Below are 23610 nucleotides of genomic sequence, written 5' to 3' on the forward strand. Positions count from 1 at the left end.
AAGAAGCAAGCTTCTTCATCATTCGCTCGACTTGCATGTATTAGGCATGCCGCCAGCGTTCGTCCTGAGCCAGGATCAAACTCTCCATAATAGTTGAGTATAAAACTCAACAAATTAGAACTAGTTTAAAAGCTCATTTTGTTTTGCTGGCATCATCATTAAATGATGTCAAAAATGTTTTGCTATCGAGCTAACCAAAGTTAGTCAATAAGCTGTATTTCTTAACGTTTTGCATGTTCAGTTTTCAATGTTCATGTTTGTTTCTGTTTGTTTCTGTTTGTTTAATTTGTCGTTTTGTTTTGACGACTTTTATATCTTAACATCTTTTAAACATGAATGTCAACACTAAATCATAAAATTTATTAGAACGACTAGAAAGGTGCGAGAATACTCATGAAAAAAAGGCTATTATTTATTATGACGCCGCTACTGTTATTAACTCTTTTCTTTATTATCCCTCAAAATTTTCCATCCTTATTACCCGTTTTTAAAATAACTGAAAAACCAACGATTATCTCTAAAGGCACTCACGGAGTAACAGTAACAATTGATTTAACTTTTGGAAAAGAAGATATTGAGGGTTTAATTAAAAGCCTTGAAACACCCTATCCTCATTTTTTTATGAGTAATGATTGGATTGAACGTTCTGACTCTCTAATTGAGTTAATGAAAGAGAAGAATATTCCAATTGGGCTATTAGGGCAAGATGGAGCTTCTTATATAGAGAATCCCACTTTATTCAAAAAAGAAATAGAAAGGTTTGAAGGTTCTATTGGTAGAGCTCCTCAATGGTTCCGTACAAGGGATTATGAATTCCCTGTCGAATTACAAGAAACAGCTTGGAAGTATGAGGTTAATTTACTTGGCTCTAGTAAATACTGGATAGAAGGTGAGACTAACCCTAAACTTCAACAAGGTGAAATATTGAGTATCCCACTCCATCAAGATGAAAGAATTGATATAAATCAAATTACTCAGTTACTAAAATCAGACAGTTATCTCACGATTGAGCAAAACATATTTGGACTTAAAATAAAAACGAAAACACTTCCTAATTAAAATAAAAAGCTGCTCCGACAGTTTCGTCAGAGCAGCCTTTTTTTATTTCGATTTTACAGCCGCGGTTTCTCTTCTAGCTTTTCTGCGTGCTTCTAATTTTAGTCGATCCTCATCTGATTTTGCATTGTATTTTGGTAAAGCTAATAATTGATATGCATTAACTGCAAGAATCGGGAATAATAATAACGCAACCCAGCTATCTACATTATCTGCATTAACCATTAATACAGGTAACCACTCTAAAGTCGATACTACGATCATGAAAAACAGTGCAGAAATAAGTGCATGTTTTTTTGTCATATTTGCTTTTACAATTGCAACAACTACCGCTGTTAGAATTAAAACCGCGAGTAAAATGGCATATAGCCAAACTTGTCCAGTTGTTTCCGCATTTGGTTTGAAACGGAACATAATCAAATCAATAATTACGATTGCAATGATTAATAGTTGTACCCAATTCCATAAAGTAAGCGTTTTGAAAATATTTACTCCCATTTGATGAATAGTTAAGTAAGCGAAAAAGCCCATTTGAGTAATCACACTAATTGTGAAACCCATTACAATCATAAAAGCAAAGGCAGCAAAAAATTCACCCCATTGTCCAGTCTCAAAATATATTGCGAAAGCATCATCCCACCGTATAAATAAACCTAAAACACCAGTGATAATTCCTCCTATCAACATAGCATTTAGAAAAAATTTGAACCAATTTCGTATAGTCACAACAAATATTCCTCCATATCTTACTATTTCCTCTTTAAATTGTAACAACCAATTGCGAAAAAATCTATTTCTTCCTTAGTACTATACATATTTTCGCAATAAATGTGAACATTAAACGAAAGGAAGGTGATGAATTTGAAGCATTTTATCCTCATTTTGTTGACCATTGTCTTACTCGCCAGTTGTAATACCCCTACTTCGACTCCCTCTTATGAGGAAAACAAAAAAATGATGATTGATGCTTTGCAAACAGAGGACGGCAAAAAGGCAATAAGAAAACTTTTGGAGGACCCGGAATTTAAAAGCCTTTTAGTAATTGACAGTGAGCAAGTCAAAAAGTCCGTCGAACAAACTATGTTGTCTAAAGAAGCAGAGGCTTTTTGGAAAGAGATGTACCAAGATCCTAAGTTCTCCGAAACAATGGCAAAAAGTATGTTAAAACAACAAGAAGATATAATGAAATCCCTTATGAAAGACCCGACGTATCTTAGTGATTTAGAAAGCTTTTTCGGACAAAAAGAGATGACAAAAGAATTAGAAAAAATATTGAAATCTGCTGATATGCGGAAAGAGATGCAAAAAGTAGTCGAAGAAACGATTCAAAGTCCTTTGATGCAAACAAAATGGCAGGAACTTATCTTAAAATCTGGCGGGCAATCAGCAAGTGAAAGTGGTGCTTCTGGTAAAAAATCAGAAGAGGAGACAAAAAAAGAAGAGACAAAATAAGGCCGCTCCATTTAGGAAACGGCCTTTCTTTTATGCTTTTTCTATTACTTTTTGAGCGATCTCCAAATAAATTTTGCCTGTTTCATGGCTTTCTGCATATACAGATGGAGCAAAATCGATATCGTTCCAATCAGGTTGCCCTAGTGGTAATTGTCCTAGTAATTCAGTACGTAACTCATCAGCAAGTTTCGGGCCTCCACCTTTACCGAATATGAATTCTCGTTCACCAGTAGATTTAACCTCATACCAAGACATATTTTCAATAACGCCTAATATCTCGTGGTCTGTCTGCAGTGCCATTGCTCCAGCTCTAGCCGCAACAAAAGCAGCTGTCGGATGCGGTGTTGTTACAATAATTTCTTTAGAAGTTGGTAACATTTGATGAATATCCAATGCTACATCTCCTGTACCAGGAGGTAAGTCTAATAGTAAATAGTCTAGTTCTCCCCATTCTACATCTTTGAAGAATTGATCCAATGCTTTCCCTAGCATTGGCCCACGCCATACTACAGGTGTATTATTTTCTACGAAAAACCCCATTGAAATAACTTTTACGCCTTTTCGTTCTACTGGAATAATTCGATCTTCTTTAATCTGTGGAATATCTTTTACACCCATCATATCTGGTACACTAAATCCATAAATATCTGCATCCACTAAACCAACTTTTTTGCCAAGACGCGCTAGAGCAACTGCTAAGTTTACAGATACAGTTGATTTACCAACCCCACCTTTACCTGATGCAATAGAAATAATTTTCACTTTGCTATTTGGTGAGAGTATGCTTTCACTATCGCTTTCTTTTGCTTGGCCTCGGAATTGTTCTAATACTTCTTTTGGAAGCTCTTCAAAACGAATCCCTACTGTTGCTGCTCCGGCTTCTTTCAATACTTCTACGACTTTTCCTTGAAGTTGCATTTGTTCAGCAGAATTTATTTTTGCAATAGCTAGTTTCACACTAACATGATTTTTTTCTTCCTTTATTGATACTTCCGAAATCCCGTTCGTTTCCTCTAACGTTCTATGTAAAAATGGATCGTTTAATTCTCCAAGTAATGCTCGAACCTGTTGTTCATTAATCATTTGTAGACACTCCCCTTTAGTTAACTATTCGCATAATAGTATACCATATACGAGTGTCTACAATACCACACATTGAACTCAGTAAATATTATCTTCTACAAAGCGACTTACACCTTCTCTAATCGCTTCGACCATTTCTTTTTGATATTTGTCTGATTGTAGTAATTCACGCTCTTCATCATTACTAATAAATCCTGTCTCGACTAATACAGTAGGAGCAGACGCTTTCTTTAAAATATATACTTGTTTAATCGAAAGTGCTTCTCTCTCTGTATTGCCTATATTTTCACGAATGGACCCTTGGATGGATTTAGCCAAAAGTTCTCCCCCTGCATGGCCCTCTGCATGATAAAACACTTGTGCGCCTCTCCATCTTTCTTCTGGAACAGCATTCACATGAAGGCTAATTACTATGTCTGCCTCCGAGTTATTTATGATTTCTTCTCGAAGAAGTAAGTCTGCTCGTTTTCTTGCTCGAATTGTAGGATAGTCCACATCTGGAGTATGCTGTGCAATTGCATCGCCTTCTTTACTACGCGTCATTACAACAGTAGCACCTTTCGATTTCAGCTCTTTTTCTAATTTTAAAGACATCGCAAGTGTAATATCTCGCTCAACTATTTCTCCATGACTTGCACCTCCATCAATCCCACCATGTCCAGGATCAATTACAACTTTCACTCCACTTAACACATCTGGTAAGAAAAAACTTTTATCGCTTGCTTGTGTTCCGTAAAACACTGCTATTAAACTAACCAAAAATAATACTGAGATAATTAGCCACTTTTTCATGTCCATCGCTCCTTTTTCACTCATTATACGTACGACGGACAAAGAGTATGAAAAAGGCTTAAGTAACAAATAAGAACAGCGAAAACGCCCTTTTTCTATGTGGACTTTAACGGTTCGCTTTGGACGAAACTTATGGTAACTGGTTAAACGATAAATCTTTCGTACTGTCCAAAGCGATCTAGAAAAAAATCGCACCTCCTTTGTTCAAAGTCGATGAAATTCATATACTTTCTTAACAAAATAAAAAAAGCACTCCCCGAGAATTCTCGAGAAGTGCTTTGAACTGAAAATATAATATTAACGTTTTGAGAACTGAGGTGCACGACGAGCACTTTTAAGTCCTGGTTTTTTACGTTCTTTCATACGTGGGTCACGTGTTAAGAATCCTGCAGATTTTAAAGCTGGACGGTAATCAGGGTCAACTGTAAGTAATGCACGTGCAATACCATGACGGATCGCTCCTGCTTGACCTGTGAATCCACCACCATTAACATTTACATGTACATCATAGCTACCTAAAGTTTGAGTAGTTACTAATGGTTGCTTCATAATTTGAATTAAGATTTCATACGGTAAGTAATCTTCTGCTTCACGTTTGTTAATAATAATTTTACCTTCGCCCGGTACTAAACGTACACGTGCAGTTGAGCTTTTACGACGACCTGTGCCGATATATTGAACTTGTGCCAAGGGTATGTCCTCCTTTTAATATATTATCCGCGAAGCTCGTAAGCTTCTGGTAATTGTGCTGCATGTGGATGTTCTGATCCAGCGTAAACATGAAGTTTTCTGTACATTTGACTACCTAAAGAGTTTTTAGGAAGCATCCCTTTAATAGCCATTTCTAACATTCTCGTTGGGTACTTAGTACGCATTTCTAAAGCTGTACGTTGTTTAAGTCCACCAGAGAATTGTGTGTGACGGTAGTAAATTTTATCATTTAACTTGTTCCCAGTTAAATGAATTTTTTCAGCGTTGATAATGATCACATGATCACCTGTGTCAACGTTTGGTGTGAATGTTGGTTTATGTTTTCCGCGTAAAATAGCTGCTAATTCAGAAGCAAGACGACCAAGAGTTTGACCTTCAGCGTCTACTACTAACCATTTACGTTCTACTTCGTGACCTTTAGCCATGAATGTTGTGCGCATGTATTTTGTCCTCCTAATTGAATCATAATCGATCTAAAATTCTATATATCCTCATACAATAAGTTTCGGGGCTTATCTTGTGGGAGTATTAGAAATACCATACATAATCATAACCTGAGTACTTGATTATGTCAAGCGTTTTACTAAAAACACCTGGAAAGGTTGCTTCACTCTAAATAAGCCACTTTCTCTAAATACAAACCTTGTGCTGGAGCGGTTTTCCCTGCTTTTTCTCTTGCGCAGGATTTTAGGATTTCCGGCAAATCCTCTACACTTTTTTTCCCAATTGCAATTTCCCACAAAGTACCTGCAATAATACGAACCATATTATATAAAAATCCATTTCCACTAATGATCATATGAAGTTGATTAGATTCTTTTTTCACTTCAAACTTTATCGAATGAATGGTTCTTACAAAATCTTTTACGCTTGTATTTGCTGCACAAAATCCCGAGAAATCATGTGTTCCTAATAAGTATACAGATGCTTTTTCCATTCGTTCTATATTTGGTTTATATCGATCGATATGTACAGAATAATTTCTTTCAAACGGGCTCTGCACTTCATTCAAAGACCAAATATAACGATACGTTTTACCAATGGCATGATATCTTGCATGAAAATCTTCACTTACTTGCTCTACAGACACTATTCGGATATCACCTGGCAATTGTACATTTAACGCTATTTGCCATTTGTCCATTGGAATTAATAATGGGCTATCCCAATGAATGACTTGTCCAGTCGCATGTACACCTGCATCCGTTCGTCCACTAGCAACTACCTTCACGACATTCCCTTTATGCATGTCTTGAAGAACTCGCTCTAATTCTAGTTGGACAGTACGCTTTCTGGGTTGAATTTGATAACCTGAAAATTCAGTTCCGTCATAACTTATGATTGCTCGTAGTCTCACGTTTACACCCCACTCTACTGTCTAAAATATAAGAGTATAACTGCTAATACAACAAGCGTAAGAAGTATAACTGTATCTCTTGTTGCCCACTCTAATTTACGGTATCTCGTTCTACCTTCTCCACCCTTGTAGCCTCTAACTTCCATAGCTGTAGCTAAATCTTCCGCACGCTTAAAGGCACTTACAAATAACGGAATAAGTAAAGGAACAATTGCATTCATTCGCTCTTTAATACTTCCAGAAGTCATGTCCGAGCCTCGTGCCATTTGTGCTTTCATAATCTTATCCGTCTCATCCATTAATGTAGGGATAAAACGAAGAGAAATAGACATCATTAATGCCAATTCATGCACAGGAAGCTTCCATTTTTTTAATGGGTTCAATAATGCCTCAAGTGCATCCGTAATCGAAATAGGCGTTGTTGTAAGCGTTAGAATAGATGTTAAGATCACAAGTACGAAGAATCGAATGGAAATGAATATCCCTTGTCGAAGTCCTTCTTCGTATATCTTAATAAACTTCCATTCAAAAATGATGGATCCTTCTTTTGTAAATATTAAATGCAATAAAAACGTAAAGATAATTAATATAACAACAGGCTTCAATCCATTAATAAGAAAGTATAATCGGATTTTACTCATACGAATGATCAAAAATGTAAAGACAAACAAAACTCCGTATGTAATCCAGCTGTTTGCGATAAATACAATTGCAATAAATAAAAATACAAAAATGAGTTTTGCTCTAGCATCTAATCTATGAATAAATGAATCCCCTGGTATGTATCGTCCAAATATCATCTTTTCTAGCATTACACTTCACGCTCCTCTTTCATCAGGCGAGCAAGTTCTTCTGCTAGTTTCTCTTCCGTCAAACAAATAGTAGGAAGCTTTTTGCCCATCATTTGCTCCACTTTTTTTTGAAACTTTACACATTGTGGCAATTCTAAACGATAATCTAATAATCGTTCTTCATTTTCGAATATTTCTTGTGGAGTACCTTCTAATACGCATTTCCCATCATGCATAATTGCAATACGATCAGCATACCTTGCAGCATCTTCCATACTATGTGTTACAAGAACCGTTGTTAAGCCTTTTTCTTGATGTAGTCGATAAAATAAATCCATTATTTCTTTACGCCCTCTTGGATCCAAACCAGCAGTTGGTTCATCCAATACTAACACCTCTGGATTCATTGCAAGGACTCCCGCAATTGCAACTCTTCGCATTTGGCCACCAGATAGGTCAAAAGGAGATTTCTCTAATACTTCCTCAGGCAACCCCAATAATCGACTTAACTCAATCGCCCTAGATTTGGCTTCTTCTGCTGGTACACCAAAATTCATGGGACCAAACATAATATCTTTTAATACAGTTTCATCAAATAATTGATGTTCAGGAAATTGAAACACAATCCCTACTTTTTGTCTCACTTTTCTTAAATGCTTGTTCTTCTGATCAGCTTTTACTAACACATCACCAATTTTAATAGAACCTTCAGTAGGCTTTAATAAAGCGTTCAAGTGTTGTAATACCGTTGATTTTCCAGACCCAGTATGCCCTATAATTGCTTGATAAGAACCTGAAGGAATATCCAAATTAACGTCGAATAACGCTCTTTTTTCAAAGGGGGTATTCTTCGCATACGCATAGCTTACTTGTTGAAGTGTGATGTCCATAAATCATTCACCAACTCTTCTTCTGACATATGCTCTGCGACTAACTCAATACCTTGATCACGCAGTAACCTGGAAACATTCATCGCAAATGGTAAATCCAAACCTAAATCAACTAATTCTTGCCCACGCAAAAATATTTCTTCTGGTGAACCTACTGCATACTTTTCGCCTTGATTCATCATAATAATTCTATCTGCCAGAAGTGCTTCCTCTAAATCATGAGTTATGGAGATAACCGTCAAATCTGTTTCTTCTCTTAACTTACGAACTATCGAAAGTACTTCTTCTCTTCCTTGTGGATCTAACATAGAAGTTGCTTCATCTAATAATAAAATTCTAGGTTGTAGCGCAATTGCACCAGCTATTGCTACCCTTTGTTTTTGACCACCTGATAAATGATGGGGCTCACTATTCATAAAACTACTCATATTTACTTTTTCTATAGATTGCTGTACTCGCTCTACCATTTCCTCAAAAGGGATTCCATTATTCTCTAAGGCAAATGCTACATCGTCTTGAACGGTAGCACCTACAAATTGATTATCTGGATTTTGAAAAACCATTCCCATTTGAGAACGCGTTTCCCATAAGTTTTGTTCGTTTAACGTTTCCCCAAAAATACGTACTGTTCCCTTCTGAGGAAATAGAAGACCATTCATTAAACGTGCAAGAGTCGATTTACCAGAACCATTATGTCCCACAATCGCAACCCACTCACCCTCATAGATTGTAAATGATACATTGTCTACTGCAGGTCGAATATTTTTTTCTTCTTCTGTATATGTAAATGTCACTTCTTGTAAAGAAATAATTTCGCTCTTCATTCTTTACCTCCTCTAGGCTCTGCTGTGCTATTTAAGTTCAAATATTTTCGAAAATTAAAAAAGCGCGCACCTCATTTGAGAAATGCGCTCTTCTAAGAGTATTTTCTAGACTGGCTGCTCATGACCAATCTATAAAATGAGGTGCGTAGAGCTAGACGAGACGCAACTGAATTGTCCGCTCATCGTAACACTCTGCTTTTATAATGTCGTATAAATCTAATAAATATATTTGAAAAAAGAAGAGGGTGGTAGAAACACCAATGACCCTCTTCAACTTTTAATGATTAAACTAACTCAATTACTACAACTGGTGCCGCGTCTCCGCGACGTGGTCCAACTTTCATAATACGAGTGTAACCGCCTTGACGGTCTGCATAGCGTGGTGCTACATCGTCAAACAATTTTTGTAATGCAAAAATTGTTGATTCATTACCTTCTTCATCAGTAGAAGTTACTAATTCACGACGAATGTAAGCAGCCGCTTTACGACGTGCATGTAGATCTCCGCGTTTGCCTAAAGTGATCATTTTTTCAACAACAGAACGTAATTCTTTTGCGCGTGCTTCAGTTGTTTGAATACGCTCATTGATAATTAGGTCAGTTGTTAAGTCACGTAACATCGCTTTACGTTGAGAACTTGTACGTCCAAGTTTTCTGTAACCCATGGATGTTTCCCTCCTTTGGTGAATAATTCAAATCTAGCTTTATCAAAAATTCGCTTAGTCTTCTTTACGTAATCCTAAGCCAAGCTCATCTAACTTAGCTCTTACTTCTTCAAGTGATTTACGTCCAAGGTTTCTTACTTTCATCATATCGTCTTCTGATTTGCTTGCCAGTTCAAGTACTGTATTAATACCTGCACGTTTTAAGCAATTATAAGAACGAACAGAAAGATCAAGTTCTTCGATAGTCATCTCTAATACTTTTTCTTTTTGATCTTCTTCTTTTTCGACCATGATTTCAGCAGTTTGAGCCTCATCAGTCATTCCCACAAAAATATTCAAGTGCTCTGTTAAAATTTTTGCCCCAAGCGAAATCGCCTCTTTTGGACCGGTGCTGCCATCTGTCCACACATCAAGAGTTAATTTATCGTAGTGCGCCGATTGGCCCACACGAGTATTTTCCACTTGAAAATTAACGCGTGAAACTGGAGTGTAAATAGAGTCGATCGGGATTACGCCGATAGGAAGATCCTCACGTTTGTTTTGATCAGCAGGAGTGTAGCCTCGGCCTCGTCCAGCATACATACGCATGCGGAAATGACCATTTTTGCCGATTGTTGCAATATAGAGTTCTGGATTTAAAATTTCAACGTCACTGTCATGAGTAATGTCAGCTGCTGTAATAATTCCCTCTCCTTTTACATCAATCTCAATGACTTTTTCTTCATCAGAGTAGATTTTCAAAGCTAGTTTCTTCACATTCATAATAATTGATGCAACATCTTCCACTACGCCTTCAATAGTTGAAAACTCATGTAAAACGCCATCAATTTGAATAGAAGTAACTGCAGCTCCTGGTAAAGAAGACAGAAGGATACGACGTAAAGAATTACCCAAAGTATTTCCATAGCCACGCTCTAGCGGTTCTACAACAAATTTGCCAAATTTAGCATTTTCGCTGATTTCTACACTTTCAATCTTTGGTTTTTCAATTTCCATCATTCCAATTTACCCTCCCTCAAAACATCGAATGTATAGGTTCTTTCCATCATGAATTCGATCGTTTAACTGATATGTTGCATTAACAAATTCAGTCTGCACAATAAATGATGTTCTCAAACATTTGAGACTCGCCTATTATACGCGACGACGTTTTGGTGGACGGCAACCATTATGTGGTACTGGTGTAACATCTTTAATAGCTGTAACATCTAGACCTGCAGCTTGAAGTGCGCGAATAGCCGCTTCACGACCAGCACCAGGACCTTTAACTGTTACTTCTAAAGTTTTGATACCATGTTCCATAGATGATTTAGCAGCAGCTTCTGCAGCCATTTGTGCAGCGAATGGAGTAGATTTACGAGAACCTCTAAATCCAAGAACACCAGCACTTGACCATGAAATTGCATTACCTTGCATGTCTGTTATAGTAACAATTGTATTATTAAATGTAGAGCGGATGTGAGCAATACCGGATTCGATATTCTTTTTCACACGACGCTTACGTGTTTGTTGTTTACGTGCCATGTTAGGAAGAAACCTCCTTTACCGATTATTTTTTCTTGTTAGCTACAGTTTTACGAGGACCTTTACGTGTGCGGGCGTTATTTTTAGTGTTTTGTCCGCGTACAGGTAAGCCTCGACGATGACGGATACCACGGAATGAACCGATTTCCATCAAACGTTTAATGTTAAGTGATACTTCACGACGAAGGTCACCTTCTACTTTATAAGCACCAATTTGTTCACGAATTTTGTTTAACTCGTCTTCTGTAAGATCTCTAACGCGAGTGTCTTCAGAAATACCAGCTCCAACTAGAACTTTTTGTGAAGTAGTTTTACCAATTCCAAAAATGTAAGTTAATGCAATAACTACGCGTTTTTCGCGTGGAATGTCAACACCAGCAATACGTGCCATATGTGTTGTCCACCTCCTTCTTATTATCCTTGTCTTTGTTTGTGTTTAGGATTCTCACAGATTACCATTACTTTACCGCGTCGGCGAATTACTTTACATTTTTCGCAGATCGGCTTTACAGATGGTCTCACTTTCATCTAACCCAACCTCCTTAGTAGTCCGGAGTGCAAAAGATTATTTAAAACGGTACGTGATACGACCGCGAGTTAAATCGTAAGGAGAAAGTTCAATTGTGACTTTATCTCCAGGTAAAATGCGGATAAAGTGCATACGAATTTTACCAGATACGTGCGCAAGTATCGTATGACCGTTTTCTAATTCTACCTTAAACATCGCGTTTGGCAAAGTCTCAACAACTGTTCCTTCGACTTCAATTACATCATCTTTCGCCATCAACCCTGTCTCCCTTCTATATACAAATCAGGTTCTCATCAATATTCAAACGAAATTTGCTGTTAGTATAGCCTCTATAGTAACGAAACTATTCGTTTCAAGCATATGTTTGGAAATCATGAGAGATGTTCGAAAGACACTCGTAAGGTTTCGCTTAACGCAATCCACGGAGTAGACTGACTGGTAGAACCTGTCTCCCTCATGTCAACATGTTCGGACGAATGTGTTGGATGAGTTCCATAGTACCCGTTCGTTACATAGATGCTTCCACGAAACCCATTATACCCCGAAAAAATTTGAAATGCACGTGGACTAGGGGGCCCTCGCTTTTAAGCATTTCTTTCTTCCAGTTCGTATACCGGGCGCAATATGCTTTTGCAGCTCTCGAAAAAAACGTTTTCGTTCTTTGCATACTGCCCGGGTATTCGTCTGAGACGGGCACCGGGCTATTAAATGCGGTTGCCCTGTAACAGAGCATCAAGATCAGCAAACACTTTCGTAATATCTTGCTGTCCATCAATATTAGTTAAAACACCTTTGTTATCATAAAAATCAAGCAAAGGTTTTGTTTGATTCATATTTACTTCCAGACGGTTTGTTACTGTTTCGGGATTATCATCCGCGCGTTGATAAAGTTCTCCACCATCTTTGTCACATACCCCATCTTTAGCAGGTGGGTTAAAGACTAAATGGTAAGCAGATCCACATTCTTTACAAATGCGACGACCTGTTAGACGTTTGATTAATTCTCCATGTTCAACTTGAATGTTAAGTACATGCTCAACTGATCTTCCAAGAACCAAAAGTAAAGCATCTAGTGCTTCAGCTTGAGGAACTGTACGTGGAAAACCATCAAGTAGGAATCCTTTTTCGCAGTCTGGTTTACTTAATCTCTCACGAACAATGCCAATCGTCACTTCATCAGGTACTAATGCACCTTGATCCATAAACGATTTTGCTTTTAAACCAAGTTCCGTGCCTTCTTTCATCGCTGCACGAAACATATCGCCTGTAGAAATATGAGGGACTGCGTACTTCTCAACAATTTGATCTGCTTGAGTGCCTTTACCAGCACCCGGTAGACCCATTAAAACTATATTCATACGTTAATGCCCCCTCAGGACTGAATTGTAGATTCTTAGGAACAAAAAAGTCCCTAAAAACCAACATTACTTCATAAAGCCTTTATAATGACGCTTAACTAATTGAGATTCTAGTTGCTTCATTGTTTCTAGTGCAACACCCACAATGATTAGCAAACTTGTTCCGCCAATTTGCGCTGATTGCGGAAGACCCGCAAATTTTACAAATAGCATAGGCATGATTGCAATAACCGCTAAGAAAATAGATCCAACAAATGTTAATCGATATAATACGCTAGTCAAGTAGTTTTGTGTATTGATACCTGGACGAATCCCCGGAATATATGCACCTTGCTTTTTCAAATTGTCCGCTACATTCTCTGGATTCACTTGAATGAATGCATAGAAGTATGTAAAAGCAATGATTAAAGCAACGTAAATTGTCATACCAATAGGTTGAGTGTAATCTAATGCTTTTGTTATAGCATCCGTTACATTATTTTGTCCAAAGAACAAAACAAGTGATTGAGGAGCCATAAGGAAAGCAGATGCAAAGATTACCGGGATAACTCCCGCTGCATTAACTTTTAACGGTAAATGTGTTTGTTGACCACCCGTTTGAGTAGTCCCGGCCACACGCTTAGCGTACTGAATAGGAATTTTACGTAACGCTACTGTAATATAGATAACTCCAACAGTAACTGCAATAATTGCCAATAAAAGTAATGCGACTACAATTAGATTGATAAACAGTGCTTCACCAGCACCTTCAATTTGTTGTGCATACACTTGGTTTACTGCATTCGGTATAGCAGCAGCGATGCCAGCGAAGATAATGATAGAAATACCGTTACCTACACCTTTAGCCGTAATCTGCTCTCCTAACCACACTAAGAATGCAGTCCCTGCAGTTAAAACAATTGCTATAATAATATAGGTTGTTACACCCTCATCCTTTATTAAAGAACCGCTATACATACGATTAAAACCGTATGACATTGCAAATGCTTGTATAAAAGCTAAGATAATTGTGAAGTAACGAGTGAATTGAGCAAGTTTCCGTCTTCCGACTTCACCTTGTTTAGACCACTCCGTAAACTTCGGTATAACATCCATTTGTAATAATTGAACAATAATAGAAGCAGTAATGTATGGCATGATACCCATTGCTAAAATAGAGAAGTTAGCAAGTGCTCCACCACCAAAAGTATTTAAGAAACCGATTAATCCAACTTGATCACTCTGTTTCAATACATCTGAGTCAACATAAGGTACTGGAATGAATGTTCCAATACGAAAGATTACTAACATTAACAAAGTAAAAATGATTTTATTTCTAATATCTCGAACACGCATAAAGTTAGAGATAGTCTGAAACATTAAACCACCTCTGTTTGTCCGCCAGCGTTCTCAATTGCTTCTTTAGCCGAGCCAGAGAATTTGTGAGCTTTTACAGTTAATTTCTTTTCAAGTGATCCATTACCAAGAATCTTGATACCTGATTTTTCATTACTCACTACACCTGTTTCAATTAATAAAGCAGGTGTTACTACTGTGCCTTCTTCGAAACGATTTAATGTGTCAAGGTTAACAATTGCATACTCTTTACGATTAATATTCGTAAATCCACGTTTTGGTAAACGACGGAATAATGGGTTTTGACCGCCTTCAAATCCTGGACGAACCCCACCGCCTGAACGTGAGTTTTGACCTTTATGACCTCTACCTGATGTTTTACCTGTACCAGAACCGATACCGCGTCCTACTCTTTTGCTAGTTGAACGAGAACCTTCTGAAGGTTTTAACTCATGTAATTTCATATGGTGGCACCTCCTTATTCTTAAAATAAATCCTAGATTTCTTTCAAAGTTATTAAATGAGCTACTTTTTTGACCATGCCGCGAATAGCGACATTGTCTTGATGCTCAACTGTTTGGTGCATTTTACGTAATCCAAGAGCTTCTGCAGTTTTGCGTTGATTCGGTTTAGTACCAATCAAGCTTCTAGTAAGGGTAATTTCTAATTTAGTTGCCATTGTAATTTCCCCCCCTTATCCTAACAGTTCTTTAACTGATTTACCACGTAATTTAGCAACGTCCTCAGCACGTTTTAATTGTTGTAAACCTTGAACTGTAGCACGAACCATGTTGATTGGTGTGTTAGATCCAAGTGATTTAGAAAGAATATCCGTAATACCAGATAATTCTAGTACCGCACGAACTGGTCCACCAGCAATAACTCCTGTACCAGGTGCAGCAGGTTTAATTAAAATTGAACCAGCTCCGAAGTGTCCAACAACTAAATGTGGTGTAGTTCCGGCAACTCTTGGTACTTCAATTAGATTTTTCTTCGCATCTTCAACAGCTTTACGAATTGCATCTGGAACCTCTTGAGCTTTACCAGTACCAAAACCTACATGTCCGTTCTTGTCACCAACAACTACTAATGCAGTAAAGCGGAAACGACGTCCACCTTTTACAACTTTAGCAACACGGTTAATCGTAACTACGCGTTCTTCAAGTTCAAATTTGTTTGGGTCAATACCACTCATGAAATATGTCCCTCCTTCTTCTTAAAATTCTAAGCCGTTTTCACGTGCAGCTTCAGCTAACGCTTTAACACGTCCATGATATAAGTAACCGCCACGGTCAAATACAACAGACTTAATGTCTTTTTCGACAGCACGTTTTGCAATAATTTCTCCGATTTGTTTAGCAGCTTCAAGATTTCCAGCTGTTCCAGCGAAGTCTTTATCCATAGTAGATGCACTAACAATTGTTAATCCTTGAGTATCATCAATTAATTGTGCATATAAATGTTTATTAGAACGGAATACGTTTAAACGCGGACGTTCAGTAGTACCCGTGATTTTTGCACGAACACGTCCATGACGTTTCTTACGAACTTGATTCTTATCTTGTTTCGTAATCACAGTGGTCACTCCTTTCTATCTAATGCCAGAAGCATTATTTACCTGTTTTACCTTCTTTGCGGCGTACAACTTCGCCTTCGTAACGAATACCTTTACCTTTATACGGCTCTGGTGGACGTACTTGACGAACGTTAGATGCTAATGCTCCAACACGTTCTTTGTCAATTCCGCGAATGATAATTTTTGTATTTGTCGGAACTTCAACTTGAATTCCATCCTCCGGAGTGAATTCAACTGGATGTGAGAACCCTACGCTAAGTACAAGTTTTTCTCCTTGTAGTTGCGCACGATATCCTACTCCAACTAATTCAAGTCCACGTTCAAATCCTTTAGATACACCAGTGATCATATTCGCTAATAACGCGCGAGTTGTTCCATGAATCGTGCGGTGATCTTTTGAATCTGAAGGACGAACTAAAGTAATGATAGTGCCTTCTTGTTCGATTGTGATGTCTTTGTTGAAAGTTCTTGTTAATTCACCTTTTGGTCCTTTAACAACTACTGTATTATCATTGTTGATTGTTACAGTAACGTCTGCAGGAACCTCAATTGGTTTTTTACCTACTCGAGACATTTTGTTGCACCTCCATTCGTTTGTTGATTCTTACCAAACGTAAGCTACGATTTCTCCGCCAACTTGTTTAGCGCGTGCTTCTTTATCTGTGAATAAACCATTTGAAGTAGAAACTAAAGCAATTCCTAAACCATTCAATACTCTAGGCACTTCATTTGATTTAGCGTAAACGCGTAGACCAGGTTTTGAAATACGTTTCAAACCAGTAATAACGCGCTCGTTGTTTTGACCATATTTTAAGAAGATACGAATAATACCTTGTTTGCTATCTTCTACATATTCAACATCACGGATGAAACCTTCGCGTTTTAAAATCTCCGCGATTTCCTTTTTCAAGTTTGAAGCAGGAACTTCCAATTTCTCGTGACGAACCATGTTAGCATTACGAATGCGTGTAAGCATATCTGCAATTGGATCTGACATTGTCATTACATTTACCTCCTTCCCAGTTATAGGGGATTACCAGCTTGCTTTTTTAACGCCAGGAATTTGTCCCTTGTATGCAAGTTCACGGAAACAAATACGGCAAAGCTTGAATTTGCGATATACAGAGTGCGGACGCCCACAACGTTCACAACGTGTGTATTCTTGCACTTGGAACTTTGGCGTACGTTTTTGTTTAGCGATCATTGATTTTTTAGCCACGTTTTCGCCTCCCTTATTTTACTTTTGGAATGGCATACCGAATTGTGTTAATAACTCACGAGCTTCTTCATCAGAGTTCGCAGTTGTTACAATCACGATGTCCATACCGCGTACTTTCGAAACTTTATCATAATCGATTTCAGGGAAGATTAATTGCTCTTTAACTCCTAGCGTGTAGTTACCGCGACCGTCGAATGCTTTGTTAGAAACACCGCGGAAGTCACGAACACGTGGAAGTGAAATAGAGATTAATTTATCCAAGAAGTCATACATACGCTCTCCGCGTAGTGTAACTTTTGCGCCGATAGGCATTCCTTCACGAAGACGGAAAGTTGCGATCGATTTTTTAGCTTTCGTAACTACAGGTTTTTGACCTGTGATAATTTGTAGTTCTTCTACAGCAGCGTCAAGCGCTTTAGTATTTTGAACAGCGTCACCGACACCCATATTGATAACAATTTTATCAACATTAGGTACTTGCATCACTGATTTATATTCAAATTTGCTCATTAGAGCAGGAGAAACTTCCTTAAGATACTTTTCTTTTAGGCGGTTCATGTGTGTACCTCCCTTCTTTATACTTATTTAATAACTTCACCGGATTTTTTCGCAACACGAACTTTTTTGCCATCTTCTACTTTATAACCTACGCGAGTCGGCTCGCCAGTTTTAGGGTCGATTAACATAACATTCGATACGTGAATTGCTGCCTCTTGGCTTACAATTCCACCTTGCGGATTTGCTTGGTTTGGCTTCATATGTTTTTTGATGATGTTTACACCTTCAACTAACACACGGTCTTTCTTTGGAAAAGAAGTTAGAATAACTCCTGTTTTCCCTTTATCTTTACCTGCGATTACCATTACTTTGTCGCCTTTTTTAACATGCATTCTGTCGCACCTCCTTGATTGGCACTTTCATGTAAATTAAAGAACTTCTGGAGCTAAAGATACGATCTTCATAAAGTTGTTGTCGCGTAATTCACGAGCAACCGGTCCGAAAATACGTGTTCCACGCGGTCCTTTGTCATCTTTGATAATAACGCATGCGTTCTCATCGAATTTGATATATGTTCCATCTTTGCGACGTACGCCGCTTCTAGTGCGAACGATTACAGCTTTAACGACGTCACCTTTCTTGACAACGCCACCTGGTGTTGCTTTCTTAACTGTACATACGACGATATCGCCGATGTTTGCAGTCTTACGACCAGAACCACCAAGTACTTTGATAGTTAAAACTTCACGTGCACCTGAGTTGTCTGCAACCTTCATACGAGTTTCTTGTTGGATCACTTAGGTAACCTCCCTTCGGAATTAATTAGTTCCGAATTTATTATTAGATAATAACCGCTTTTTCTACAACTTCCAAAAGACGGAAACGTTTTGTAGCTGATAGCGGACGAGTTTCCATAATACGGACGATATCGCCGATTTGGGCTTCGTTTAGCTCATCATGAGACTTGAATTTTTTAGAGTATTTAACACGTTTACCGTATAATTTATGTTTTTTATGAGTTTCAACTAAAACAGTAATTGTTTTATCCATTTTGTCAGAAACTACACGGCCAGTGTATACTTTGCGTTGATTACGCTCAGTCATGCCTGAAAACCTCCTTTATCAGTTGTTTGCACTGATTTCTCTTTCGCGAATCACAGTTTTCATACGTGCAATCGCTTTACGTACTTCACGAATGCGAGCTGTGTTTTCTAATTGACCAGTCGCCAATTGGAAGCGTAGGTTGAAAAGCTCTTCTTTCAGTGATTTTACCTTTTGTTCTATTTCTGAAGTAGTAAGTTCACGGATGTCATTAGCTTTCATTAGATTCACCACCAATTTCTTGACGTTTAACTATCTTACATTTAATAGGAAGCTTATGTGCCGCTAAACGTAGGGCCTCACGAGCAACTTCTTCAGTTACGCCAGCAATTTCAAACATAATTTTTCCGGGTTTAACGACAGCTACCCAACCTTCAGGAGCACCCTTACCGGATCCCATACGAACCTCAAGAGGCTTTTTCGTATATGGTTTGTGCGGGAATATTTTAATCCAAACTTTACCGCCACGTTTCATGTAACGAGTCATGGAAATACGAGCTGCTTCAATTTGACGACTAGTAATCCAGCTTGCTTCAGTTGCTTGTAAACCGAATTCACCGAACGCTATTTCTTTGCCGCCTTTTGCTTCACCACGCATTTTTCCGCGGTGTTCTCGACGATATTTAACGCGTTTAGGCATTAACATATTATTTGCCTCCTTCCTCAGAGTTCTTCTTAACTGGAAGGACTTCACCACGATAGATCCATACTTTTACGCCTAATTTACCATAAGTTGTGTCAGCTTCTGCATGCGCATAATCTATGTCAGCACGTAATGTATGAAGTGGTACAGTACCTTCACTGTAGTGTTCAGCACGCGCAATGTCAGCGCCGCCTAGACGTCCAGATACTTGAGTTTTAATACCTTTTGCGCCTGAACGCATAGTACGTTGAATTGCTTGTTTTTGAGCGCGACGGAAAGATACGCGGCCTTCTAATTGACGTGCGATACTTTCTGCTACTAATTTAGCATCAAGGTCTGCTCTTTTAATTTCTACGATGTTGATGTGTACACGCTTGCCAGTAGTATCGTTTAAGTGTTTACGAAGTGTTTCAACTTCAGTACCACCTTTACCGATTACCATACCTGGTTTCGCAGTGTGAATTGTAATGTTTACACGTTTTGCAGCGCGTTCGATTTCAACTTTAGAAACCGATGCTTCTTTTAAACGAGTTTCGATATGTTTACGAATTGCTAAGTCTTCGTGAAGAAGAGTTGCGAAGTCTTTGTTACTAGCGAACCATCTTGACTCCCAGTCACGAATGATACCAATTCGTAATCCTATTGGATGTACTTTTTGACCCACGGGTTATCCCTCCTTCTTCTCAGATACCACTATTGTGATGTGGCTTGTACGTTTGTTAATTGCACTTGCACGACCCATAGCACGTGGACGGAAACGTTTTAGTGTTGGACCTTCGTCTACAAAGATTTCAGAAACAACTAAGTTGTTAATGTCTAAATCGTAATTGTGCTCAGCGTTTGCAACAGCAGATTTTAAAACTTTCTCAACTACAGGCGATGCTGCTTTTGGAGTAAGTTGTAAAATTGCAACTGCTTCACCGATTTGCTTACCTCTGATTAAATCAACGACTAATCTTACTTTACGAGGGGCAATGCGCACTGTTTTAGCAATAGCTTTTGCTTGTGACATTTGAATGACCTCCTCTCAAATTAGCGTCTTGTTTTCTTATCATCTGAACCATGACTTCCAATAGCGCGTGTTGGTGCAAATTCACCTAATTTATGACCTACCATATCTTCAGTCACGTATACAGGAACATGTTTGCGTCCGTCATATACCGCGATAGTTAATCCGATAAATGTAGGGAAAATAGTAGAACGGCGAGACCAAGTCTTAATCACTTGTTTTTTCTCAGAACCGACTTGTGCATCGACCTTTTTAAGTAAATGATCGTCTGCAAAAGGTCCTTTTTTCAAGCTACGACCCATGCTGAAACCTCCCTTCGCGATTGCACCACGGTTTGTTTGTGTAACCGCAGTAAAACCACTTTATTTTTTACGACGACGAATGATAAGCTTGTCGGATTTATTTTTCTTGTTACGTGTTTTGTATCCAAGAGTAGGTTTACCCCATGGAGACATCGGTGATTTACGACCGATTGGAGATTTACCTTCACCACCACCGTGTGGGTGATCGTTAGGGTTCATTACAGATCCACGTACAGTTGGGCGTTTACCTAACCAACGATTACGACCTGCTTTACCGATATTTACAAGTTCATGTTGCTCATTTCCTACTTCACCAATTGTAGCGCGGCAAACACCTAGGATTAAACGAACTTCACCTGATTGTAAACGTACAATTACATACTTACCTTCTTTACCAAGTAATTGAGCAGATGTACCAGCAGAACGAACTAACTGACCACCTTTACCAGGTTTCATTTCGATATTATGAATTGTAGTACCCATTGGAATGTTTTCTAATGGAAGTGCATTTCCAGCTTTAATATCAGCTTCTGGTCCTGACACGATTGTCATTCCCACTTCTAAGCCTTTAGCAGCTAGGATGTAACGTTTTTCACCATCTGCATAGTTAATTAACGCGATATTTGCAGTACGGTTTGGATCATATTCTATAGTAGCAACGCGTCCTGGTATGCCGTCTTTATTTCGTTTAAAATCAATAATACGGTATTGACGTTTATGCCCACCACCATGATGACGAACAGTAATTTTACCTTGGTTGTTACGGCCGCCTTTACGTTTCACAGGAGCAAGTAATGATTTCTCAGGCTTGTCAGTTGTGATTTCAGCGTAATCTAACGATGTCATGTTACGACGTCCGTTTGTGGTTGGTTTATACTTTCTAATTCCCATGTTATACCCTCCTTTTTGAGTATTAATTCCTTATAAAAGGATTAGATTTCAAATAATTCTATGTCTTTACTTTCAGCAGTCAATTTAACAATAGCTTTACGACGTTTGTTAGTGTATCCACCGAATTTACCTACGCGTTTGTATTTACCTTTGTAGTTCATGATGTTAACTTTATCAACATCAACTCCAAAGATTTCTTCAACTGCATATTTTACTTGTGTTTTATTAGCGCGAGTGTCCACTTCAAAAGTGTACTTTTTATCCGCCATTACTTCAGAAGATTGCTCAGTAATGACTGGACGTTTAATAATATCACGTGCTTCCATTATCCAAGCACCTCCTCTACTTTTTCTACTGCAGCTTTAGTCATTACAAGTTTGTTATGACCGATTAAATCTAAAACGTTAATGCCTGTTGCAGACACAACTGTGATTCCAGGGATGTTACGAGCTGCTAATGCAACTGTTTCATCTAAATCAGCAGTTACGAATAACGCTTTTTTATCGATTGAAAGGTTAGATAACACTTTCACGAAATCTTTTGTTTTTGGAGCGTCAAACACTAAACCTTCAAGTACTACGATGCTTTCTTCGCGAACTTTCGTTGAAAGTGCTGAAAGAAGTGCTAAACGACGTACTTTCTTAGGTAATTTATAGCTATAACTACGTGGAGTTGGACCGAATACAACACCACCGCCACGCCATTGTGGAGAACGAATAGATCCTTGACGAGCACGACCAGTACCTTTTTGTTTCCAAGGCTTACGGCCACCACCAGCTACTTCAGAACGGTTTTTCACTTTGTGATTACCTTGACGAAGTGATGCGCGTTGAGCAATGATAGCGTCAAATAAAACAGATTCGTTTGGCTCAATACCGAAAACTTTATCGTTTAACTCGATTTCGCCAACAGAAGATCCGGTTTGATTGAATAATGATACTTTTGCCATTCCTGTTTCCTCCTTTCTTTAGAAATTATTTCGATTTAATAGCTGCTTTAACAACTACTAATGATTTACGAGAACCTGGAACATTACCTTTTACAAGTAGTAGGTTACGCTCAGCATCCACTCTTACGATTTCTAAGTTTTGGATTGTTACTGTGTTCCCACCCATTTGACCAGGTAATTTCTTTTGTTTAAATACACGGTTCGGAGCAACTGGCCCCATTGAACCTGGACGACGGTGGTAACGAGATCCGTGGGCCATTGGTCCACGAGATTGTCCGTGGCGTTTAATAACACCTTGGAAACCTTTACCTTTAGTAGTACCTGTTACGTCAATAACATCGCCTTCTGCAAAACTTTCTACGTTGACTTCTTGACCAACCTCGTAATTAGCTGTATCCAAGCCGCGGAATTCGCGGATGAAGCGCTTAGGAGCAGTGTTAGCTTTAGCTACGTGCCCTTTAGCTGGCTTGTTAGAAAGCTTATCGCGCTTATCTTCAAAACCTAACTGAATTGAGTCGTATCCGTCTGTTTCAACTGTTTTCTTTTGAAGTACTACGTTTGGAGTAGCATCAATTACAGTTACAGCTATTAAGTCACCGTTCTCAGCAAATACTTGCGTCATACCGATTTTTCTACCTAAGATTCCTTTGGTCATCTGTCACACCTCCTATAATTATTTGTTCTTTTTTTATGTTTTACCATTAAAGTTTGATTTCTATATCAACGCCAGATGGTAAATCAAGCTTCATTAACGCATCAACAGTTTGTGGTGTTGGGTTAACGATATCGATCAGACGTTTATGTGTACGCATTTCGAATTGTTCACGAGAATCTTTATACTTATGAACCGCACGAAGAATTGTATACACAGATCTCTCAGTAGGAAGCGGGATCGGACCTGATACACTTGCACCTGAACGTTTTGCAGTTTCCACAATTTTTTCAGCTGATTGATCAAGAATTCTATGATCATATGCTTTCAAACGAATACGAATTTTTTGTTTTGCCATTACTTTCCCTCCTTTTCGCCTATTTTCTAGACATTCTCCACGAAA

General features: G+C 38.3%; 40 protein-coding genes and 1 rRNA gene. 2 read left to right on the forward strand and 39 right to left on the reverse strand.

Annotated features, from left to right (window positions below; all coding sequences use genetic code 11):
• Nucleotides 1-91: ribosomal RNA gene (locus C7437_RS12340) — 16S ribosomal RNA — on the reverse strand; the annotation flags it as partial.
• Between the two features lie 302 nt (nt 92-393).
• Here C7437_RS12340 and C7437_RS12345 point away from each other — a divergent pair.
• Entirely contained in the window at nt 394-1059 is a 666-nt protein-coding gene (locus tag C7437_RS12345; protein WP_111440045.1) for a hypothetical protein, read from the forward strand.
• Between the two features lie 42 nt (nt 1060-1101).
• Here C7437_RS12345 and C7437_RS12350 read toward each other — a convergent pair whose 3' ends face one another.
• The gene (locus C7437_RS12350) at nt 1102-1782 is read right to left on the reverse strand and encodes a KinB-signaling pathway activation protein (RefSeq protein ID WP_111440046.1); all 681 of its coding nucleotides are present in this window, start codon (nt 1780-1782) and stop codon (nt 1102-1104) included.
• 135 nt (nt 1783-1917) lie between these two features.
• On the opposite strand from C7437_RS12350, the gene gerD reads away from it, so the two are divergent.
• Nucleotides 1918-2508: a spore germination lipoprotein GerD gene (gene gerD / locus C7437_RS12355; protein WP_170122372.1), complete on the forward strand. Its 591-nt coding sequence runs from the start codon at nt 1918-1920 to the stop codon at nt 2506-2508.
• A gap of 30 nt (nt 2509-2538) precedes the next feature.
• Here gerD and C7437_RS12360 read toward each other — a convergent pair whose 3' ends face one another.
• From C7437_RS12360 to rpsJ, 37 genes are all read right to left on the reverse strand, one after another.
• A complete protein-coding gene (locus C7437_RS12360) occupies nt 2539-3591 on the reverse strand; it encodes an Mrp/NBP35 family ATP-binding protein (protein WP_111440048.1) in 1053 nt (350 codons plus the stop codon).
• 78 nt (nt 3592-3669) lie between these two features.
• Nucleotides 3670-4383, reverse strand: coding sequence for an N-acetylmuramoyl-L-alanine amidase (locus C7437_RS12365; protein ID WP_111440049.1), 714 nt, complete (start codon nt 4381-4383; stop codon nt 3670-3672).
• 297 nt (nt 4384-4680) lie between these two features.
• Nucleotides 4681-5073 carry a 30S ribosomal protein S9 gene (gene rpsI / locus C7437_RS12370; protein WP_111440050.1) on the reverse strand — a complete coding sequence of 131 codons (393 nt, stop codon included), beginning with the start codon at nt 5071-5073 and terminating at the stop codon, nt 4681-4683.
• Between the two features lie 23 nt (nt 5074-5096).
• Entirely contained in the window at nt 5097-5534 is a 438-nt protein-coding gene (gene rplM, locus C7437_RS12375; protein ID WP_111440051.1) for a 50S ribosomal protein L13, read from the reverse strand.
• Nucleotides 5535-5701: 167 nt separating this feature from the next.
• Complete coding sequence (gene truA, locus C7437_RS12380; protein WP_111440052.1) at nt 5702-6451, reverse strand: tRNA pseudouridine(38-40) synthase TruA; 750 nt, start codon at nt 6449-6451, stop codon at nt 5702-5704.
• 14 nt (nt 6452-6465) lie between these two features.
• Nucleotides 6466-7263 carry an energy-coupling factor transporter transmembrane component T family protein gene (locus tag C7437_RS12385; protein WP_111440053.1) on the reverse strand — a complete coding sequence of 266 codons (798 nt, stop codon included), beginning with the start codon at nt 7261-7263 and terminating at the stop codon, nt 6466-6468.
• Nucleotides 7263-8132, reverse strand: a complete 870-nt coding sequence (locus tag C7437_RS12390; protein ID WP_111440054.1) for an energy-coupling factor ABC transporter ATP-binding protein — start codon at nt 8130-8132, stop codon at nt 7263-7265. Before C7437_RS12390 ends, C7437_RS12385 begins: the two co-directional genes overlap by 1 nt.
• Entirely contained in the window at nt 8108-8956 is an 849-nt protein-coding gene (locus tag C7437_RS12395; protein ID WP_111440055.1) for an energy-coupling factor ABC transporter ATP-binding protein, read from the reverse strand. Before C7437_RS12395 ends, C7437_RS12390 begins: the two co-directional genes overlap by 25 nt.
• A 284-nt stretch (nt 8957-9240) precedes the next feature.
• Complete coding sequence (rplQ, locus tag C7437_RS12400) at nt 9241-9621, reverse strand: 50S ribosomal protein L17 (RefSeq protein WP_111440056.1); 381 nt, start codon at nt 9619-9621, stop codon at nt 9241-9243.
• A 54-nt stretch (nt 9622-9675) separates the two neighbouring features.
• Nucleotides 9676-10620: a DNA-directed RNA polymerase subunit alpha gene (locus tag C7437_RS12405; protein WP_111440057.1), complete on the reverse strand. Its 945-nt coding sequence runs from the start codon at nt 10618-10620 to the stop codon at nt 9676-9678.
• A gap of 135 nt (nt 10621-10755) precedes the next feature.
• Complete coding sequence (gene rpsK, locus C7437_RS12410; RefSeq protein WP_111440058.1) at nt 10756-11145, reverse strand: 30S ribosomal protein S11; 390 nt, start codon at nt 11143-11145, stop codon at nt 10756-10758.
• A gap of 25 nt (nt 11146-11170) precedes the next feature.
• Nucleotides 11171-11536: a 30S ribosomal protein S13 gene (rpsM, locus tag C7437_RS12415; protein ID WP_111440059.1), complete on the reverse strand. Its 366-nt coding sequence runs from the start codon at nt 11534-11536 to the stop codon at nt 11171-11173.
• Nucleotides 11537-11559: 23 nt separating this feature from the next.
• Complete coding sequence (gene rpmJ, locus C7437_RS12420) at nt 11560-11673, reverse strand: 50S ribosomal protein L36 (RefSeq protein ID WP_003247619.1); 114 nt, start codon at nt 11671-11673, stop codon at nt 11560-11562.
• A gap of 37 nt (nt 11674-11710) precedes the next feature.
• Nucleotides 11711-11929 carry a translation initiation factor IF-1 gene (infA, locus tag C7437_RS12425; RefSeq protein WP_016429904.1) on the reverse strand — a complete coding sequence of 73 codons (219 nt, stop codon included), beginning with the start codon at nt 11927-11929 and terminating at the stop codon, nt 11711-11713.
• 449 nt (nt 11930-12378) lie between these two features.
• Nucleotides 12379-13032, reverse strand: coding sequence for an adenylate kinase (locus tag C7437_RS12430; protein ID WP_111440060.1), 654 nt, complete (start codon nt 13030-13032; stop codon nt 12379-12381).
• A gap of 66 nt (nt 13033-13098) precedes the next feature.
• Entirely contained in the window at nt 13099-14391 is a 1293-nt protein-coding gene (secY, locus tag C7437_RS12435; protein WP_111440061.1) for a preprotein translocase subunit SecY, read from the reverse strand.
• Nucleotides 14391-14831, reverse strand: a complete 441-nt coding sequence (rplO, locus tag C7437_RS12440) for a 50S ribosomal protein L15 (protein WP_111440062.1) — start codon at nt 14829-14831, stop codon at nt 14391-14393. The genes secY and rplO overlap by 1 nt, the downstream gene beginning before the upstream one ends.
• 32 nt (nt 14832-14863) lie before the next feature.
• Nucleotides 14864-15046 (reverse strand): 50S ribosomal protein L30, encoded by a 183-nt coding sequence (gene rpmD / locus C7437_RS12445; RefSeq protein WP_111440063.1) that lies wholly within the window; start codon nt 15044-15046, stop codon nt 14864-14866.
• A gap of 15 nt (nt 15047-15061) precedes the next feature.
• Entirely contained in the window at nt 15062-15562 is a 501-nt protein-coding gene (gene rpsE / locus C7437_RS12450) for a 30S ribosomal protein S5 (RefSeq protein ID WP_111440064.1), read from the reverse strand.
• A gap of 21 nt (nt 15563-15583) precedes the next feature.
• The gene (gene rplR / locus C7437_RS12455; protein ID WP_111440065.1) at nt 15584-15943 is read right to left on the reverse strand and encodes a 50S ribosomal protein L18; all 360 of its coding nucleotides are present in this window, start codon (nt 15941-15943) and stop codon (nt 15584-15586) included.
• A 34-nt stretch (nt 15944-15977) separates the two neighbouring features.
• Nucleotides 15978-16517, reverse strand: a complete 540-nt coding sequence (gene rplF / locus C7437_RS12460) for a 50S ribosomal protein L6 (protein ID WP_111440066.1) — start codon at nt 16515-16517, stop codon at nt 15978-15980.
• Nucleotides 16518-16547: 30 nt separating this feature from the next.
• Complete coding sequence (gene rpsH, locus C7437_RS12465; RefSeq protein WP_111440067.1) at nt 16548-16946, reverse strand: 30S ribosomal protein S8; 399 nt, start codon at nt 16944-16946, stop codon at nt 16548-16550.
• A 30-nt stretch (nt 16947-16976) separates the two neighbouring features.
• Nucleotides 16977-17162 (reverse strand): 30S ribosomal protein S14, encoded by a 186-nt coding sequence (rpsN, locus tag C7437_RS12470; RefSeq protein ID WP_025783851.1) that lies wholly within the window; start codon nt 17160-17162, stop codon nt 16977-16979.
• Nucleotides 17163-17180: 18 nt separating this feature from the next.
• On the reverse strand, nt 17181-17720 hold the full coding sequence (rplE, locus tag C7437_RS12475; protein ID WP_111440068.1) for a 50S ribosomal protein L5: 540 nt from the start codon (nt 17718-17720) through the stop codon (nt 17181-17183).
• 23 nt (nt 17721-17743) lie between these two features.
• Nucleotides 17744-18052 carry a 50S ribosomal protein L24 gene (rplX, locus tag C7437_RS12480; protein WP_111440069.1) on the reverse strand — a complete coding sequence of 103 codons (309 nt, stop codon included), beginning with the start codon at nt 18050-18052 and terminating at the stop codon, nt 17744-17746.
• 36 nt (nt 18053-18088) lie between these two features.
• Complete coding sequence (rplN, locus tag C7437_RS12485; RefSeq protein WP_111440070.1) at nt 18089-18457, reverse strand: 50S ribosomal protein L14; 369 nt, start codon at nt 18455-18457, stop codon at nt 18089-18091.
• Nucleotides 18458-18500: 43 nt separating this feature from the next.
• Nucleotides 18501-18764 carry a 30S ribosomal protein S17 gene (gene rpsQ / locus C7437_RS12490; RefSeq protein ID WP_111440071.1) on the reverse strand — a complete coding sequence of 88 codons (264 nt, stop codon included), beginning with the start codon at nt 18762-18764 and terminating at the stop codon, nt 18501-18503.
• A gap of 18 nt (nt 18765-18782) precedes the next feature.
• Nucleotides 18783-18983 carry a 50S ribosomal protein L29 gene (rpmC, locus tag C7437_RS12495; RefSeq protein ID WP_111440072.1) on the reverse strand — a complete coding sequence of 67 codons (201 nt, stop codon included), beginning with the start codon at nt 18981-18983 and terminating at the stop codon, nt 18783-18785.
• On the reverse strand, nt 18973-19407 hold the full coding sequence (gene rplP, locus C7437_RS12500) for a 50S ribosomal protein L16 (protein WP_111440073.1): 435 nt from the start codon (nt 19405-19407) through the stop codon (nt 18973-18975). The genes rpmC and rplP overlap by 11 nt, the downstream gene beginning before the upstream one ends.
• A gap of 1 nt (nt 19408) precedes the next feature.
• On the reverse strand, nt 19409-20068 hold the full coding sequence (gene rpsC / locus C7437_RS12505) for a 30S ribosomal protein S3 (RefSeq protein WP_111440074.1): 660 nt from the start codon (nt 20066-20068) through the stop codon (nt 19409-19411).
• A gap of 3 nt (nt 20069-20071) precedes the next feature.
• A complete protein-coding gene (gene rplV / locus C7437_RS12510) occupies nt 20072-20416 on the reverse strand; it encodes a 50S ribosomal protein L22 (RefSeq protein WP_111440075.1) in 345 nt (114 codons plus the stop codon).
• A gap of 20 nt (nt 20417-20436) precedes the next feature.
• Nucleotides 20437-20715 carry a 30S ribosomal protein S19 gene (rpsS, locus tag C7437_RS12515; protein ID WP_111440076.1) on the reverse strand — a complete coding sequence of 93 codons (279 nt, stop codon included), beginning with the start codon at nt 20713-20715 and terminating at the stop codon, nt 20437-20439.
• A 60-nt stretch (nt 20716-20775) separates the two neighbouring features.
• On the reverse strand, nt 20776-21606 hold the full coding sequence (gene rplB, locus C7437_RS12520; RefSeq protein WP_111440077.1) for a 50S ribosomal protein L2: 831 nt from the start codon (nt 21604-21606) through the stop codon (nt 20776-20778).
• Between the two features lie 41 nt (nt 21607-21647).
• On the reverse strand, nt 21648-21932 hold the full coding sequence (gene rplW, locus C7437_RS12525; RefSeq protein ID WP_111440078.1) for a 50S ribosomal protein L23: 285 nt from the start codon (nt 21930-21932) through the stop codon (nt 21648-21650).
• On the reverse strand, nt 21932-22555 hold the full coding sequence (gene rplD, locus C7437_RS12530) for a 50S ribosomal protein L4 (protein ID WP_111440079.1): 624 nt from the start codon (nt 22553-22555) through the stop codon (nt 21932-21934). Before rplD ends, rplW begins: the two co-directional genes overlap by 1 nt.
• Nucleotides 22556-22580: 25 nt before the next feature.
• On the reverse strand, nt 22581-23210 hold the full coding sequence (rplC, locus tag C7437_RS12535; protein WP_111440080.1) for a 50S ribosomal protein L3: 630 nt from the start codon (nt 23208-23210) through the stop codon (nt 22581-22583).
• Nucleotides 23211-23256: 46 nt separating this feature from the next.
• Nucleotides 23257-23565: a 30S ribosomal protein S10 gene (rpsJ, locus tag C7437_RS12540; RefSeq protein WP_042478628.1), complete on the reverse strand. Its 309-nt coding sequence runs from the start codon at nt 23563-23565 to the stop codon at nt 23257-23259.
• Between the last annotated feature and the right edge of the window lie 45 nt (nt 23566-23610).

Origin of the sequence: Psychrobacillus insolitus (genome assembly GCF_003254155.1) — a bacterium.
GTDB lineage: Bacteria > Bacillota > Bacilli > Bacillales_A > Planococcaceae > Psychrobacillus > Psychrobacillus insolitus.